Here is a 16,705-nt window from a genome sequence, read left to right on the forward strand (position 1 = left end):
GTCTGTAAGATATCCACAAAACTGAAAAAGGATGTAAGGGATTTTGTCGAAAAATATTTTTTGGACACCCCTGAGAGGCCGAAAAGCCTTGATAGATCAACATTTCTAGAGGGAGGATTCCATTTATGAGGCGGAACATCGCAACGAAGCGAACCGGTTGGATACTCATTGTTCTATCCACGATTGTATTTCTCGTTCCTTTTGTGATCCCGTTTTTTCCCGTTTCTACCACAATAAAAGTGGCAATTGGCGGAGCGGCATTGGTAACGGCGGAAGCGTTATTCTGGCTAGGAGCGCTGCTAGTCGGCAAAGAAACAATTCAAAAATATAAGAAGCGGTTGTTCAAGAGAAAAGTAAAAGAATAGATTAAATGCTATGAAGGTAGTGGTCTATGAAAAGTTGTAATAATATTAACTTTTCTTCGGATATTTTGATTATATTTGGTCTATTGCACGAGTGATGTTGTTGTATTCAATAATATTATTATGTAAACTTACTGGGGATAACATGAAAAAATCAGGCTATGAAATGAACCTTTATTGCAATAAGAAGTGCCCCCTTTTTGTTGTACTAACGGCACTAACGGGTCAAGTTTAGTTGAAAAAGGAATAAAAGCGAAACAAGAAGAATAAATAAGAGTATCGATTTACGGAAAGTTACAATGAAAAAAACTTTCTTATTTGTAATTCTTTTGGTTTCAATTTTGGTCGGATGTAATAATAAACAAATTTTTCTTTCTGGGGAAAGTGAGAACTGGAGATTAATATTGTTATGTCCGAAAAAATTGACATCTCAATCATCAATCTAACTAATTTACTTAATTGTGATTTACAGTTGGGAAATTTCTGAGTATATAGTTAAATATCAAAGCCCTTCTCATTCGAGAGGGGCTTATAATTATTTAGTAACACTATCATGTTTTTTCTTAAGTGCCAAAAATAAAATGCCAGCAAGAATGATCAACCCACCTACAATTGACAAGATAATATTCGTTATATTTGGTACAACAGCCTCCATATATATTTTGTTTTTGTCTCCAGGAATTAATTGCCATTCAAGTGTTTGGCCATCATTTTTTACATCTGAGGCATTGTGATTTTTTGCTTTCACTGGAAGGTCGAGTAAGAATTTTAAATCCATTTGATTTAGTACAGCATTATTAATATTTGACATTTCTTCAGTTGAATCCATTGCCATATCACTTAGATCGAGTTGTGTATCCAATACATATCGCGTACTAAAAAAGTCTTTTTCAATTTTTACAGGTTTTTCGTCTTTACTGTTCACCATAGTATAGAAAATAGGAACATCATTTAACTTATCAACATGCTTCTTCGCTCTTATTCCTGTATATCCGTTCTCTTTGTAGTTAGCAACTGTAAATCCTTGTTCTTCAGCTTGTTTACGTATTTCCTCTATCGGATTTTGACCATCTGAACTAGCAAACCCCAATAAAGTACTCTCAAATCCTAGATCATAATTTAAGTCTGCACTTCCATCCTTATTAACTTTTACATGAAATACGCCTTTTACACAGCCACTTAACAACCCTATGGATAAAATTAAAACAAAAAGTGATAGCAATTTTTTCATTACGATTCCCCCTGTTCAAGTATATGAAAATGTTAATTGTACCAATATTTTTATAATATCCTAAATTATAGTAATAATCCATATTTCAAAAGCAGATTACAAAAAATAAAAAAGCCTACTCGCTTTGTAACTGATTCCGTTTTGGGATGCAAAACAGGCATTTGACACACAAAATGGCGTGCGAATTGGCAATCGATTCGGCATGTTATTTGTCTTTATAAGGTTTTTCAAATAAAGTTATTCACTTTTGCAGGGGAAAGTTTGAACTATCTAGAAGATGAGAAAATGAAAAGAATTTATGGGAGTGTCAATTACATACCAATTCAAGTGTCATTTCTAATGCCGATTTCCATGAAACGAGATACCCCATCCATCACAGGATTCCTGTGGTGTTTATATGTGAAGAAGGGATGAGGAAAGATGAAATTGGTGGGAAACAAAATCTATTTGCGATTTTTAAAGAATACAGATGTGGGTCCGTTGACAGAGATGCACCGTAGAAACCGAAAATTTTGGCAACGGTATACGCCAGATAGGACCGAGGAGTTCTATACGGAGGAATATCAGTTAAATCGAATTCGAACCAGCTTGGCGAAGATGGAAAGAGACGAGCAATACACGTTCGGCATTTTCCTCATCGGTACTGATGAACTGATTGGCATCATTGAGTTGACTGAAGTGGTCCGTGGTCCTTTACAGGTATGTTGGCTAGGCTATTATGTAGATCAATCGCACAACGGACATGGCTATACTACTGAAGCTGTGCGCCTAGTCGTTGATTATGCCTTCGAAGTTCTCAAGTTGCACAGAATTGAAGCAGGGGTCATGCCACATAACATCGGATCGATTCGAGTTTTGGAGAAAGCAGGATTCCATAAGGAGGGGCTTTCCAAGAAGAATGTGAAGATTAACGGAAGGTGGGAAGATCATTTACACTTCGCTATCGTGAATCCAAATGATTCAGAATGACCAGAATTACCCAATTTTCCTATTTATCTCTTAGATTTTTTCTAATTATTGAAAAGAACCGTTAATTGAAGAATGGAACCAAATTCCTGTTATATCCGTACTAGTAGTTGCATCAGATCTGGAAAGGCAGGGAATATGGTGAATCGATTAGAGTATCGTCTCTGGCTTGGCGAGGAAAACTACCGCTTGCTTTATTTTTATGAATCGATAGATTTGCCGCAAATCATTGCCCGGCGCGAATGCGAGTTCTTTGTGAAAGATGGAGTGACGTATCGGCAAGTTTCTTCCGCGCTCGAACACGATACGTTTGTCATTTACATCGAGGAGTATGAGCGGGGACCGAAAGAAGCGGAAGTCGACAGCAACGATTTACTGCTGGAAGTTCGCGAACTCGATTCGGAGAATGGGCATCCCGTGATTGCAACGCTGGAGCTTCCTTCCCATCTTGATGTGATGGCGTACATCGGCAATTCGTTTACGTATTTTCAAGGGAAAGAATGGCTTCGTGACAGCTCGGAAATCGACGAGGACCGTAAAGTGTATGTTCTTTATGTCACTGCAACAGGATTGGTCATAGAAGAAGGAGAGAATGACCGATGAACAAGACGAAAAAAATGATGGTTGGCGTGCTGACGACATTGATGACCGCTTCACTTACTGCCTGCAGCGATGAAAGCTTGCCGCCGAAACCTAATGATCAGGATTGTGACGATTGGGAGTGGGATGCATCAACGGGGACGTATGTTTGTGACGATGATGACAGCTCTCATTATCGCCATTATTACTATGGAGGCCATTATTATCCGTCGAAACGCAAGCTGCAACGTTCTGCGGCATATAAAAGTTATCAACAGAGCGCGGAATTTAAGGCAAGGGCGAAATCCGGAATCGGTTCAGGGACAAAAGGCAGCTTTTTTGGAGGGTAACAATGTATTCGATTGAAGAACACCGCCAGCGCCGCGCCCAATTTTACGGGGCAATCCCCAATTTTTGGGCCGACTTATACGGCGCGGAATATGCTTTGTTCGATTACTATACGTTAACAGCTCGGGAAGTCGAGCAAATACGAACGACAACGGACCGCATCGGCCATCTGTATCGAAAAACGGCCAAACTGTTGCGCCAATTGCCTGATGAAACTCTACGGCTGTTAGGGTTTCATCCAGATACGCTTCCGTTTTTGCGCGCTTCCACACTTCCGGCGGAAACGGTGATCGCACGTGCCGATCTCGTATATGTCGACGGAACGTTTAAGTTGATCGAATTGAACGCGGATACACCAACATTTATCCGTGAAACGTTTGATATTAATGAGCAAGTGGCTTCCTTCTTTCGCATGGCTTCACCGAATGAAGGAGCGGCAAAAAACGTAACCAAAGCGGTCCGGCATGCCGTTTGGCAGTCATACCGTTTATTGCATTGCGATGGAGAGCCATATGTTGTGTTTACTTCCCATGAAGATCATATGGAAGACCGCGAGACGGTTCGGTATTTGCAGCGAATAAGCGGAATGGAGGCTGCCTATGTGTCGCTTCATGAGCTCCACGTTGTTGCCGAGGATGTTCCACTAAGTGGCGGCGGTGTGCTGCGGCGCGGATTGTATGATGGGGAAGGAAGACGGATCGATGTGCTATATCGTCAAACATATCCGCTTGAGCATTTAGTCGAAGACCGCTCGGAGGATGGAACGAAAGTAGGAGTACAGCTGCTGGAACTGTGGAAGGAGCGGGAAGTTGCCCTCATCAATCCGCCGTCGGCGTTTTTGCTTCAGTCGAAAGCGGTGCAGGCGCTCATATGGGGACTTTATGAGGAAGGGAGTCCGTTTTTCACGGAAGAGGAGCGTCAATGGATTGCCGAACATTTTCTTCCTACGTATTTAGATGAAGAGTATTTCCTTACAAAACGAACGATGTATGTACAAAAACCCGCGTTCGGGCGCGAAGGAGACACGGTAGTCATCAAAAACGGAAACGGTGAACCAATCGCTGTCGACAGCCAGCAAACATATAAGGACGAAACACCTGTTTATCAGCAATATGCTCCATTGCCCGAAACCGTTGTCAAAACGGTAAACGGATATGAAACGGTGAAACGATTACACACATGTTTTTTAATAAACGGAAAAGCGGTTGGAATCGGTCTGCGTGCAGGAGGAATGATTACAAACAACTTGTCCTATTATTTACCTGTCATGATGAAAGGGTGAAGAAAATGACGTATGTGGTGAATTTTCTGCTTTATACCGTTTTAGGGCTTGTGCTGATGGGAGTCGGAATCGGCTTATTCAGCTTAACGACGAAATTTTCCGAGCGGGAACTCATTCGCCAAGGCAATATGGCGGTAGCGCTGAAATTGTGGGGAAAAGCGCTAGGATTGGCGATTGTCATTTACGCCGCCTGGAGCAACAGCGTCAGTTTGCTTGATGCCATTGTGTGGGGCGTGATCGGGATTATCACGCAAATACTCGTGTATTTTGCGCTCGAGTACATTTTCACGCCAAAGACCAACTTAGCAAAAAAAGTCGAGGAAGGCAATCTCGCGGTCGGCTTCAGTTTATTTGCCATTTCCATTATTGTCGGCTTGATTGTCGCGGGAAGTATGTCGTATTAAAGTGAGCCCGTTACGCTTGTTTCGGGTTCTTTTTCTAAATGAGGAGGGAACGGGATGAAAATCATCCAAACCACTAATGCAGACATAATTGCAAAATTAAATCGATCTGTCCATGATTTGCATGTTCAACGGTATCCGCAGTATTTCAAAGAGTACGCTTATGAAGCGGTGAAAGCATTTTTTCAAAGCATTATAAATAAAGACAACTTTATTTTTCTTCTTTTGGAGGATAATGAAGAAGCCATTGGCTATGCTTGGATAGAGATAAGAAAATACCAAGAAACTCCTTTTCGAAAGGCGTATAAATCTATATACGTTCATCAAATCAGTATCGTAGAAACCGAAAGAAAAAAAGGATATGGTTCAAAGTTAATGGAAGAAATTTATCGTATTGCCAACCATAACGAAATCGATTTAGTCGAATTAGATTATTGGACAGAAAACGAAGCAGCAAAAGATTTTTATCGGAAGCAAGGATTTTCTACCTATAGAGAAATCGTTTATAAAAGGCTATAGATTTCCAATCATCGTTTTGGAGAAACGGTTTATAATCATCACTTCCAATTCGAAATAATTTGGAAAGGAAAACAATAATGATGAAGGCAGTCATCTTTGATTTGGATGGCACATTGCTAAATCGCGACGTTTCCATACAAAAGTTTATCGAATACCAGTATGAGCGCTTGCAGTTATGGTTAAGCCATATTCCGAAAGAATCGTATATCGCTAGATTCATTGAATTAGATAATCGAGGGTATGTTTGGAAAGATGCTGTATATCAACAAATGGTCAAAGAATTCGAGATTATTGGCATCACGTGGGAAGATTTACTAGAAGATTATATGAATCATTTTCACAAAAGCTGTGCCCCGTTTCCTCACCTTGTATGGATGTTAGAAGAGTTAAAAAGAAAGTCATTGAAATTAGGAATCATCACAAATGGAAAAGGACAATTTCAAATGCATTCGATAAAGGTGTTAGGCATTGAAGGCTATTTTGATACGATTCTTATCTCGGAATGGGAAGGAATTAGTAAACCAGATCCCCGACTATTTCAAAAAGCGATGGATCATTTGAATGTCCTGCCAAATGAAAGCGTATTTGTTGGCGACCATCCAATCAACGACATTCAAGCGGCACGGAATATAGGGATGAAAACCATTTGGAAAAAGGATGTGGCATACGAGTCTGTGGAAGCAGATTTTGTCATAGAAGATTTAAGAGAAATTCCAGGAATCATCGAAACGCTTCAGCAACAATAAAGGGAGAGAAGAAACGAATACAATTTGTTTGGGAGAAAGTAACGTTATTGTTCGAGAAATTTGTATAGCCGATTCTTTGGAATTATATTGAAGAAGCGGAAAAGTAAGGATAATCCAACGATAAGTGCAGGCGGAAAGAAAATAGAAGCGAAAAGGACCAGCGATTTGGTCCCTTTACGCGCCTTTTAATTCCACCGATTTGTGATCGAGCGATTTTGGTTTCATGATGAATGGATATAATACCAACCCGGCGACAAATAAGCCGATTCCTAAGAAAAACGTGTACCAGTCAGCCGTTCCGGTTTTAATGACCCAAATCGAGTACACTAGTGCCGCTGTTGTAATGATGCCGTCTCGGATGCGAATGTGTTTCGCGTTTTCATATGTTTCTCCCGTTATAATTAATTTCAGCTGATATAAAGCGGAAACGAGATACGGAACTAAATAGGCGAGCGTTGCAACGACAATCGCGAAATTGTACGCTTCGTTCACCGTTCCCGATACGGTCGAAAATAGAAAAATTTGCGTCATGAAATTCGTAATGAACAAAGAACGAACAGGGCTGCTGTTTCGGTTCGTTTTCGCAAAGAAAGTAGGGAACAATCCTTCTTTTGCCGCTTGATAAGGCACTTCTGAGCTGACGACAATCCAGCCGATCGTTGAGCCGAACAACGAAATGAGCGCCAAAATTGCCATGATGTAGGCGCCATTGCTGCCGATGACAGCGTATAGCGCATCTACGAGCGGTTTTTGCGATTGCTGGAGCTGTTCTTGTGAAAGAGCCCCCATCGTTAACAGTGTGATTCCCATATAAATAAGCACAGAAATAAGTAATCCAAGCAATGTCGCTTTTTTCACATCTTTTTGCGACTTCGCGCGATTGGAAAGCATAACGGCCGATTCGATGCCGATAAATGCCCATAGCATCGTAATCGCCGCTCCGTTTATTTGGCCTGGAACGGACACCGCTTGCCCTTTTTCATTCGTGAATGCAAACCCGCCACCTAAATTAGCGGCGTTAAACACCCAAACGGTCGCGATAATATAAAGAAGAAATCCGATGACTTTCGCTCCCGTCGTCAAAATATTAATGCTTCCTGCGCGTTGAAAATCGCGGGTAAGAATCCATTGAATTCCCCATAACACGATCGTGCAAACCGCAAAAGTGAGCACTTTTCCTGTCTCTAATTGAAACGTTCCGATCGTAAGTAAGACGTGTTTGCTTTGCATAATCGGGAAAAACGTGCTTAAATAGCCGGCAAACGAGATAATGACAGACGCGGTTGCCGCCCAGTTCGCGGCCCAATATCCCCACGCCATGCTGTAGCCTGCTACCGTTCCCGCTTTCGGAGAGGAAAACATTGCTTGCGCGTAGCTTTGTGGTCCTGCTTTCAGTTCTGGCTTTCTTGTCACTAAGCTACCGAACACGAGTGCAATCGTTAAAACTCCCAATCCGGTTGCCATCCAGGCAAGAGCGGATCCCATCGGGCTTGCGACTTGCGCTAGACTTGCCGGAATCATAAATATGCCACCGCCAATCATATTTCCGACGACAAAGGCGGTTAAAATCCATAGTCCCCATTTTTTTGTTGACATCGTATAATCCCCCTTATATGCAAGGTCTGATGTGAATCTATGATTCATCCTAATTTTGTTTACTTATTCATCATATACTATTATTTTAATTTGGTAAAGTGATAATATGGTAAAGTAAAAAAGTTGATAAATTGCGAATAATGCCTACTTTTTTAGGACGATTTATCCAATGAGATTTATTAGATTTTTCGCTTTTTTCATGACTCTAATATTTCTCTTATCGTTTCTATTATTGTTTTCATGAAAAAAAGCATAAAATGAACTCAGAAAAGTCCCCGCTTTTTGGGGGCTTTTTTATTGAGGCACCGACAGAAGAAAATAGTATATTGCTTGTGGAAAGAAAAATCGGGAGTACAATACTTATTGTAAGGCATTGCGTTTTAACCTCTAAACGAAGGGGACAGGAGATGAATCAGGAATTTTTGATGCATAAAAACGAAAATATGTTTAGAAGACTTCCGATGCAGCATCAAGTAGAAGGCGGCAGCCTTTTCTATGCAGAATCTTCTTCGGTGGAGATGGTAAGAAACTCCCATCTCTAAATAAAATGGTGGTGGGAGAGTTTGATTCAGGAAAGGAGAGAGAGCATGGACGCTATCAAAGAGTTCGCACAAATGATCAATAGTGCTGACAAGATTACTGTTTTAACCGGAGCGGGAATGAGCACCGAATCGGGAATTCCAGATTTTCGAAGCGAAAACGGTATTTATGCTCAAGAGGGAAACGTCGAGCATTATATTTCTGAATATTATTTTGAAACACATCCTGTCGATTTCTGGCATAAATTTAAACGCATTTTTTCATTAAAGTTAATGGGAAATTTTGCGCCAAATCAAGGACATCTCTTTTTGAAACAATTAGAAGACATGGGGAAAAAGGTGACGATTTTGACGCAAAATATTGACGGACTGCACAAAAAAGCAGGCAGTTCGCGCGTCATTGAATTACACGGCACGCTGCAAACAGCAACATGCCCGAAATGCCAAACAAAGTATGATTTAGCGTTCATCAATAGCCATGATGTACCGCGGTGTGAGCAGGAAACATGCAATGAAATTTTAAAACCGGATGTTGTTTTGTTTGGAGGAATGGTTCATCGGTTCGAAGAGGCGCTCGAAGCTGCATATGATAGTGATTTGTTGATTGCGATGGGAACAAGCCTTGAAGTAACACCTGTCAACCAAATCCCGTTTTATGTATCCACAGAATCTCCTCGTGCTCATAAAGTTATCATTAACAAAACACCGACGAGAATGGATTATTTATTTGACATTGTTATTCATGCAGGAATCGGAGAAACAGTTGCCAAAGTGCAGCAATATATCGCGGATGCTCGTTGAACATTGGTTCAACTGCATCTGCTTATTTTATCACCTTCTTGGTGAGAAATCATTTTTTAAATCCAAAATATATTGTATTTTTTAAAATTTTAGAATATAATAACATTAACATACCAACTGGTTGGTATAATTTCCGGCAATACGTATATGCATGAATATAGAAATTCAGATAAAAATGGAGGGGACAAGATGCATTTGCGCCTTAGTGATGAACAACGGATGGTGCAAAAGGGCATTCGCAAATTTGTCGAAAAAGAATTGTCGACCGCGTCCTGCAAATTCACGGCGGCATGGGCTATACGAAAGAAATGCCGATCGAGCTCTGGTACCGCGAGGCTAGACTTTGGCGCATTTATGATGGCACCGATGAAATTCAGCGCATGATTATTGCCAGAAACCTGCTTAAAGGGCATGTCAAATTGGGGCAATTTCTATAAAAGTTGAAAGCGTTATCGAATAAAAGGGGGAAGCAATCATGAGTCAAAGATTTACAGGAAGAGTCGCATTCGTTACAGGAGGAAGCCGCGGAATTGGCAAGGCGATCGTTACGCGTTTTGCCGAAGAAGGAGCGAAAGTGGCGTTCATTGACTTAAATGAAGAAGCATTGCAGGCCACTGCAAGCGAATTGCGCGAAAAAGGCTATGAAGTATATGCAAAAGTCGCAAGCGTCACCGATCGCGAACAAGTCGAGGCGACGGTAAAAGAAATCGTTGACCAATTTGGCTCGATTGATATTCTCGTTAATAATGCCGGAGTCATTCGCGATAACTTGTTGTTTAAAATGACGGATGAGGACTGGGACACGGTCATGGATGTCCACCTTAAAGGGGCGTTTTACTGCGCGCGCGCCGTCCAAAAATACATGGTTGAAAAACGGTACGGCCGCATTATTAATGTTTCTTCCACTTCCGCGCTTGGCAACCGCGGACAGGCGAACTATGCGGCGGCGAAAGCTGGAATTCAAGGGTTTACAAAAACATTGGCGATTGAATTGGGCAAATTCGGCATTACAACAAACGCTGTCGCTCCTGGATTTATTGAAACGGATATGACAAAAGCAACAGCGGAAAGATTAGGCATTTCGTTTGAACAATTAATTCAAGCTAGCGTTGCAGCCATTCCGGTCGGACGAAGCGGCAAGCCGGAAGATGTCGCGCAGGCGGTGGCGTTCTTCGCCGATGAGAAATCTTCCTTTATTAACGGCCAAGTGCTATATGTAGCCGGAGGTCCAAAATGTTAACGGAATAAGGAGGAAGCGATGCATGTTTGCCGAACATATCGGAAAATGCTCCAATAAAGTAAAAAACGTCGTCGAGCGGGGAGCGGTGAAAAAGTTTGCCGAAGCGATCGGCGATCCGCATCCGATTTACTGGGACGAGGAAATGGGAAAAAAATCGCGATATAAAACAAATATCGCTCCACCGACATTTCCAAGAGTGTTTGACTATGGCGTGATTGAAGAGTTGAAGCTTCCAAGCAAAGGGCTTATTCACGGCGAGCAACGGTTTCATTATGAAAGACCGCTTTATGTTGGCGAGGAATTGTATTGCTATTCAAAAGTGGAAGATTACTATGAAAAGAAAAGCAGCATGGGTGAGCTTGGATTTTTAGTCATCACGAATTACGGGGAAGACCCTTCCGGAAACGTTATTTTCACGTCCACATCGACAATTATTATTACAGAAGCAGTAAGAAAGGCGATGGTTGTATGACGAAAATCAGTGAATTGAAAGTAGGAGAGTCGTTGCCGGAGGTTAAGCTTTCGCCTGTTTCCCGCCTCGATCTCATTAAATATGCCGGTGCTTCCGGCGACTACAACCCGATTCATACGATTGACGAAGAGGCGAAAAAAGCGGGGCTGCCGGGCATTATCGCCCATGGAATGTGGACGATGGGCAATCTTGCCAAACTGTTTACCCCTTATTATGAAGAAGGATTTGTGCAAGACTATTCCGTTCGCTTTAAATCCATGGTGTTTTTAAATGATGTCGTCACGTTAAAAGCGATGGTGAAAGAAAAAGAGGATCACGCTTTGCGCTTTGATGTGGCGGCTATCAATCAAGACGGAAAAGAAGTCGTAAAGGGAGAAGTCGTGTTTTCTATCTATTAATTGGTTGCAACATCCATCCCGGTAACAATAAAACCCTTTTGTTACCGAGATTTTTATAAAAACGAATGGGAGTGGCATACATGAAACGAGATGCGGTCATTGTTTCCGCCGTCCGCACGGCGATCGCCAGACAAGGTGGTGCATTAGCGACCGTGCCAGCGCATATTTTTGGTGCGGAAGTGATAAAAGAAGCGATGAGGCGGGCAAATATCGGCCCGGAAATGGTTGATGATGTCATTATGGGCAATGTGTTAAGCGGCGGCGGGCAAGGAATCGCCACCATTATCGAACGAGAATAAATAATGAAAGGAATCGGCAATATGAAAGAAAAAATCATTGAAACAAGCATTGAACTATTCGACCGCAAAGGGTTTAAAGAAACATCGGTGCAAGAAATTGTCGAAGCAATAGGAGTGACAAAAGGTGCATTCTATTATTACTTCAAAAGCAAAGAAGAGCTGCTAAAAGATATATGCATCTCCTATATAGAAGATCTTTTAGAGCAGCAACAACGCATTTTGCAAGATTCGGAGAAAAGCTGCACGGAAAAACTGTACGAAATCGTCTATATGCTCATTCGCAATATTAAAGCAAGGCGGAAAAGTGCACGCATTTTCTTCCGTGAAATGCGGCATTTGCACGAAGATCATTTGCAAGAAATTAAAGCAAAGCGGCGGGCGTTCCGACAACATTACCAGCAGTTGATCGAAGCGGGAATCGCCCGCGGGGAATTTAAGCCGATGCTGACTCCGGATATGATTACATTTGGCATTTTGGGCATTACAAACTGGAGCTATTACTGGTTTCAGCCGGATGGCGAAATATCGGAAGAAGCGCTGACAGACATTTACGTCGATCTGATTTTAAACGGAATCAAAAATCGCGAATCATTGAAGGAAAAATATTCGACACATATTAATGTGTAAATCATTTTTTTCTTCTTAGTTACTACACAAAACGCCCCACTTGATAAAAGTGGGGCATTCGTGTTGATTAGCAGCAATGAGTAGGGTATCCAGGGTCAACAACTACGTTTCTTGTGATAGGTCTATAAATATGTCTAGGAACATTGACGATATTGTAACGATTAACATGTACAACTGGATGGATATAAGGAACTACACGAGGAATGAAACAGTCGCGCACCACACATCTAGGTGGACATATAACTGGTCTAGGACAAAACATGGAAAATCACCTCCTATAAATATCTATAAACATTAAATGCACTAGTGGAGCTTTTTGAAACGGACAGATGTCACGAGGTATATAAAAAAATAAATGGAGTTGTAAAAGATGAGACAATATTCACTATTCGCCTTATGTCTCTTGGAAGTAAATCGAACCCCATTAGTGAAGTAATAAAAATATCGTCGAACGGTAATTTTACTGAACTGTAAACGTCGACTCTCCATCTCCATATCAAAATGTTGAGCTAGTTTTTAGACCTAAAGGTTTTCTTTAGTTTTTTTTCATTGTATGAATCCAAAATCAGAATATATTCGTATGTAGTGATTGAAACGAATTTGAAACAAAAATCAACAGTATAACGTTTGACTGTACAGTTTTTTAAGAATATAATCTAATTAGCATTATGAAAAATATTAGGGAGTGAGTTCATTGGGAAGTTGTTTAAAATTGGTGAACTTGCAGAATTAGCTGGCGTTTCGAAACGAACCATTGATTATTATACACAATTAGGGTTGCTAGAACCTGTCCGCTCCGAAACAAATTATCGCTATTATCCCGAAGAAAGTATCGAACGTTTACGGTTAATCGATGCATTAAAAAAACAGCATTTAACTCTGGAGGAAATCAAAGAGCGATTGCAGATTATCCAAAATCAACCAGATGCTGCGGATGAAATTGTAGATAAAATTGAGCACCTTCAAGAAGAAATGAAACATATTCAAGAAGAACTGTTGGAATTAAAACCGTTACTCAAACAATTAAATGATCAACAGATCAAGCTGATGACAAAACCATTGGCCCAACAAGGTTATGCTTTGTTACACACATTAGCGATATTGCTTGGAGGAGATCCTTTTATTAATTAAAAAAATAAATGTTTAAGGAGAGAGATAAAAAGGATGTTTAGAAAATTTTTATCGAAGCTGGGGATTGGTTCTGCGAATATCAATCTTGTGCTGCATCATTCTCAAGTACGGTTAGGAGAGACCATTAGTGGTGAATTTTTCATTGAGGGCGGGACAGTAGAACAGGATATCAACAAAATTGATGTAGAACTTCGGTTAACATTAAACCAAAACGGGCAAGTGCAGACAAAAACAGTGGCAACGATCCCGGTAGCTTCTGCTTTTGTCATTCAAGCTGGTGAGAGAAAAGTGCTGCCATTTACATATGAACTACCAAAAACTCTTCCAGTGTCAAGACATGGCATTCGCTATACCTTTGTTACTCGCCTTGATATTGCTGGCGGTATCGATCATTTAGATGAGGATGCGTTGCAAATTCTTCCACCACTACCATTAGAGAAAATCTTTGCTGCTTTTGAAAAATTAGGCTTCCGGGAAAAGGCAACTTCAGGATCACTAAAGCCGTATGGCCAAGAATTTGAGCTGTTCCCAACTGAACAATTTAGAGAGATTGTTCAAGAAGTGGAGTTTTTTTCATTTCTAGAAGAAGAGGGAGTTCGTCTGCTTCTTGAAGTAGATGTACATGCAGGAGCCTTTGGTTTACAGGAGAAAGAGTTAAAACGGGAAATCTTTTTCTCATATACAGAATTAACCGATGTAAGCATACTAGCTGACAAGCTGCGCGAAATAATTCAAGAAATGATCGAGCAGCCGTATCAATATACAGCATCATCTTACATGACTCATTATTCCCATACTCCTCATTTGCATGGACACGGACATGGCATGATGGGAGCGATTGGTGGTTTTGCTGCAGGAATGTTTGCAGGAATGTTAGCAGAAGAACTCGTAGGTGATGCCATCGAGGAAGCACTAGGCTTTGATGGGGAAGCTGAAGAAGGATTTTTTGACAATTTCTTTGGTGGAGAAGATGAAGAATTTTAATACCAATAGTAGTGTAAGGGGGGAACGTAATGTTATTTCATCCAATGGATATTCTCATCTTTTTAGCATTTGGACTGTCACTTTGGGCACAATTTAAAGTAAAAGGTACATTTAATAAATGGGCGGAAGTCTATGCTAATTCGTCTCTCACTGGGGCTGAGGTAGCACGAAAAATTTTAGATTCCAACGGTTTATATCATGTTCCCGTTGAACTGGTGCCTGGTACATTAACAGACCATTACGATCCATTGTCACGCACCGTTCGATTATCTGAGCCTGTTTATTATGGACGTTCTATCGCTGCTGTATCGGTAGCTGCCCATGAGGTTGGCCATGCAATTCAGCATCAACAATCCTACGGTGCATTAGTTTTGCGGCATCGTATGTTTCCAGTAGTGAATTTCTCTTCTGGAATTGCTCCATTTCTATTGTTAGGCGGGTTTTTGTTGCATCAAGCTTCACTCATTGGGCTTGGCATTATTCTCTTTTCAGCAGCCGTGGCATTCCAAGTAATTACGTTACCGGTAGAATTTAATGCGAGTTCTCGCGCCAAAAAGCTTCTTCTTGCTGAAGGATTTATTCGCAATGATGAAGTACGGGGAGTGAATAAAGTCTTAAATGCTGCTGCATTAACCTATGTAGCTGCGGCATTAATTTCTGTGTTAGAGCTAATCAAGTTTGTTATGATTTTCTTCCAAGGGAATAATGAAGAAGAGTAATGTAATAAATTAAATGTATAGCCAAATTAACAGGAGGTGGATTCTCTAGCTGTTTGCATACAGCTAGAGAGCTTAATTGGAGATAGTTAATTTACTGATGGTTGGTGTTTTAATTGCTTTAACGGCATTCTTTGTTGCATCCGAATTTGCCATTGTTAAAGTACGCAGTACACGTATTGATCAACTGATAGCTGAAGGAAATCGAAACGCTAGGGCTGCAAAACGAGTCATTAGCAATTTAGATGAATATTTATCGGCTTGCCAGCTTGGTATTACTATTACCGCATTGGGGCTTGGTTGGCTTGGTGAACCAACGGTGGAGCATTTGCTTCACCCTGTATTTGAACGAATGAATTTAAGTGAGTCCGTAGCGTCTTTCCTTTCTTTTGCGATTGCATTCGCAACGATTACCTTTTTGCATGTGGTCGTTGGAGAACTGGCTCCGAAAACATTGGCAATTCAAAAAGCAGAAACCATTACGCTGTTATGTTCAAGACCTTTAATCTTTTTCTACAAAATAATGTATCCGTTTATTTGGGCATTAAACGGCTCTGCTCGCGTCATTACCGGATTATTTGGGTTAAAGCCAGCATCCGAACATGAAGTGGCCCATTCAGAGGAAGAATTGCGCTTGATTTTATCTGAAAGTTATAAAAGTGGAGAAATTAATCAGTCGGAATATAAATACGTAAACAATATTTTTGAGTTTGACGATCGGATTGCCAAAGAAATCATGGTACCGCGTACAGAAATTGTCGCACTGGATAAAAACCGTTCCATTGCGGAATATTTTGAAACGATAAAGCAAGAAAAATATACGCGCTATCCTGTTATAGACGGAGATAAAGACCATATCATTGGGATGGTCAACATAAAAGAAATATTAACGGATTGTATTCAAAATCCAAAGGCCACTGAAAAGAAGTTAGGTGATTATATCCGCCCGATCATACAAGTAATCGAATCCATCCCTATTCATGACTTGCTCGTAAAAATGCAGCGTGAACGAGTTCATATGGCGATCTTAGTTGATGAATACGGCGGAACAGCAGGGCTTGTGACGGTTGAGGATATATTAGAGGAAATTGTCGGTGAGATTCAAGATGAGTTTGATATTGACGAAGTTCCGATGATTCGCAAAGTGAACGAACACACCACCATTGTTGATGGAAAAGTATTGATTGAAGATGTAAATGACTTACTTGGAACGGATATCGATGATACGGATGTTGATACGATTGGTGGTTGGATTTTAACAGAAAAATTTGATATTCAACAAGGCGGCATTATTTCCTACGGCGATTATGAATTTAAGGTATTAAAAATGGAAGGGCATCACGTCCAATTAGTTGAAATCACAAAACGCGTGAAGGCTCCTTCTCTTATTGTACAAGAAGCAGCAATAGAATAGCAGCTAAAATAAAATAACGAAAGACGGCAGCTATAAATGGCTGCCGTTTATTTT

At 40.8% G+C, this 16,705-nt stretch carries 20 protein-coding genes and 2 pseudogenes; 20 read left to right on the forward strand and 2 right to left on the reverse strand.

The window, feature by feature from the left end:
- Positions 1-125: 125 nt before the first annotated feature.
- Complete coding sequence (locus tag FNL97_RS08510; protein ID WP_015863979.1) at positions 126-365, forward strand: transporter suffix domain-containing protein; 240 nt, start codon at positions 126-128, stop codon at positions 363-365.
- A gap of 532 nt (positions 366-897) precedes the next feature.
- On the opposite strand, the gene FNL97_RS08515 is transcribed toward FNL97_RS08510, so the two are convergent.
- Positions 898-1,593, reverse strand: a complete 696-nt coding sequence (locus tag FNL97_RS08515) for an LptM family lipoprotein (RefSeq protein ID WP_015863978.1) — start codon at positions 1,591-1,593, stop codon at positions 898-900.
- 420 nt (positions 1,594-2,013) lie between these two features.
- On the opposite strand from FNL97_RS08515, the gene FNL97_RS08520 reads away from it, so the two are divergent.
- The 7 genes from FNL97_RS08520 to FNL97_RS08550 all read left to right on the forward strand — a co-directional run bounded on the left by FNL97_RS08520 (position 2,014) and on the right by FNL97_RS08550 (position 6,434).
- Complete coding sequence (locus FNL97_RS08520; RefSeq protein WP_143415485.1) at positions 2,014-2,562, forward strand: GNAT family N-acetyltransferase; 549 nt, start codon at positions 2,014-2,016, stop codon at positions 2,560-2,562.
- Between the two features lie 138 nt (positions 2,563-2,700).
- Positions 2,701-3,162 carry a hypothetical protein gene (locus FNL97_RS08525; RefSeq protein ID WP_143416307.1) on the forward strand — a complete coding sequence of 154 codons (462 nt, stop codon included), beginning with the start codon at positions 2,701-2,703 and terminating at the stop codon, positions 3,160-3,162.
- The gene (locus FNL97_RS08530) at positions 3,159-3,488 is read left to right on the forward strand and encodes a hypothetical protein (protein ID WP_062679167.1); all 330 of its coding nucleotides are present in this window, start codon (positions 3,159-3,161) and stop codon (positions 3,486-3,488) included. The genes FNL97_RS08525 and FNL97_RS08530 overlap by 4 nt, the downstream gene beginning before the upstream one ends.
- Positions 3,489-3,490: 2 nt before the next feature.
- The gene (locus FNL97_RS08535) at positions 3,491-4,768 is read left to right on the forward strand and encodes a glutathionylspermidine synthase family protein (RefSeq protein WP_143415487.1); all 1,278 of its coding nucleotides are present in this window, start codon (positions 3,491-3,493) and stop codon (positions 4,766-4,768) included.
- 5 nt (positions 4,769-4,773) lie between these two features.
- Entirely contained in the window at positions 4,774-5,172 is a 399-nt protein-coding gene (locus FNL97_RS08540) for a DUF350 domain-containing protein (protein WP_143415489.1), read from the forward strand.
- A gap of 54 nt (positions 5,173-5,226) precedes the next feature.
- Positions 5,227-5,688, forward strand: coding sequence for a GNAT family N-acetyltransferase (locus FNL97_RS08545; protein ID WP_143415491.1), 462 nt, complete (start codon positions 5,227-5,229; stop codon positions 5,686-5,688).
- A 77-nt stretch (positions 5,689-5,765) separates the two neighbouring features.
- Complete coding sequence (locus tag FNL97_RS08550; protein WP_015863971.1) at positions 5,766-6,434, forward strand: HAD family hydrolase; 669 nt, start codon at positions 5,766-5,768, stop codon at positions 6,432-6,434.
- A gap of 174 nt (positions 6,435-6,608) precedes the next feature.
- Here FNL97_RS08550 and FNL97_RS08555 read toward each other — a convergent pair whose 3' ends face one another.
- Positions 6,609-8,030, reverse strand: coding sequence for an amino acid permease (locus FNL97_RS08555; protein WP_143415493.1), 1,422 nt, complete (start codon positions 8,028-8,030; stop codon positions 6,609-6,611).
- Positions 8,031-8,437: 407 nt separating this feature from the next.
- Here FNL97_RS08555 and FNL97_RS18395 point away from each other — a divergent pair, with 407 nt between their 5' ends.
- From FNL97_RS18395 to FNL97_RS08615, 12 genes and pseudogenes are all read left to right on the forward strand, one after another.
- Positions 8,438-8,572: a hypothetical protein gene (locus FNL97_RS18395; protein ID WP_286173531.1), complete on the forward strand. Its 135-nt coding sequence runs from the start codon at positions 8,438-8,440 to the stop codon at positions 8,570-8,572.
- Positions 8,573-8,617: 45 nt separating this feature from the next.
- On the forward strand, positions 8,618-9,370 hold the full coding sequence (locus FNL97_RS08560; protein ID WP_143415495.1) for an NAD-dependent protein deacylase: 753 nt from the start codon (positions 8,618-8,620) through the stop codon (positions 9,368-9,370).
- Between the two features lie 254 nt (positions 9,371-9,624).
- A pseudogene (locus tag FNL97_RS08565) lies at positions 9,625-9,807 on the forward strand (acyl-CoA dehydrogenase family protein); the annotation flags it as partial.
- A gap of 38 nt (positions 9,808-9,845) precedes the next feature.
- Positions 9,846-10,610, forward strand: coding sequence for a beta-ketoacyl-ACP reductase (locus tag FNL97_RS08570; protein ID WP_143415497.1), 765 nt, complete (start codon positions 9,846-9,848; stop codon positions 10,608-10,610).
- Between the two features lie 22 nt (positions 10,611-10,632).
- Positions 10,633-11,082 (forward strand): MaoC family dehydratase N-terminal domain-containing protein, encoded by a 450-nt coding sequence (locus tag FNL97_RS08575; protein WP_015863966.1) that lies wholly within the window; start codon positions 10,633-10,635, stop codon positions 11,080-11,082.
- The gene (locus FNL97_RS08580; RefSeq protein ID WP_015863965.1) at positions 11,079-11,480 is read left to right on the forward strand and encodes a MaoC family dehydratase; all 402 of its coding nucleotides are present in this window, start codon (positions 11,079-11,081) and stop codon (positions 11,478-11,480) included. The genes FNL97_RS08575 and FNL97_RS08580 overlap by 4 nt, the downstream gene beginning before the upstream one ends.
- Positions 11,481-11,560: 80 nt before the next feature.
- Positions 11,561-11,746: pseudogene (locus FNL97_RS08585) on the forward strand (thiolase family protein); the annotation flags it as partial.
- A 54-nt stretch (positions 11,747-11,800) separates the two neighbouring features.
- Complete coding sequence (locus FNL97_RS08590; protein WP_062679169.1) at positions 11,801-12,406, forward strand: TetR/AcrR family transcriptional regulator; 606 nt, start codon at positions 11,801-11,803, stop codon at positions 12,404-12,406.
- A gap of 702 nt (positions 12,407-13,108) precedes the next feature.
- Complete coding sequence (locus FNL97_RS08600) at positions 13,109-13,537, forward strand: MerR family transcriptional regulator (protein ID WP_205729492.1); 429 nt, start codon at positions 13,109-13,111, stop codon at positions 13,535-13,537.
- A gap of 33 nt (positions 13,538-13,570) precedes the next feature.
- Positions 13,571-14,521, forward strand: a complete 951-nt coding sequence (locus tag FNL97_RS08605; RefSeq protein WP_143415501.1) for a sporulation protein — start codon at positions 13,571-13,573, stop codon at positions 14,519-14,521.
- 29 nt (positions 14,522-14,550) lie between these two features.
- A complete protein-coding gene (locus FNL97_RS08610; RefSeq protein ID WP_015863960.1) occupies positions 14,551-15,240 on the forward strand; it encodes a zinc metallopeptidase in 690 nt (229 codons plus the stop codon).
- 76 nt (positions 15,241-15,316) lie between these two features.
- Positions 15,317-16,651, forward strand: a complete 1,335-nt coding sequence (locus FNL97_RS08615; protein ID WP_015863959.1) for a hemolysin family protein — start codon at positions 15,317-15,319, stop codon at positions 16,649-16,651.
- Positions 16,652-16,705: the final 54 nt, after the last annotated feature.

The sequence above is a fragment of the Geobacillus sp. E263 genome (assembly GCF_007197795.1).
In the GTDB taxonomy this organism is placed as follows: Bacteria; Bacillota; Bacilli; order Bacillales; family Anoxybacillaceae; genus Parageobacillus_B; species Parageobacillus_B toebii.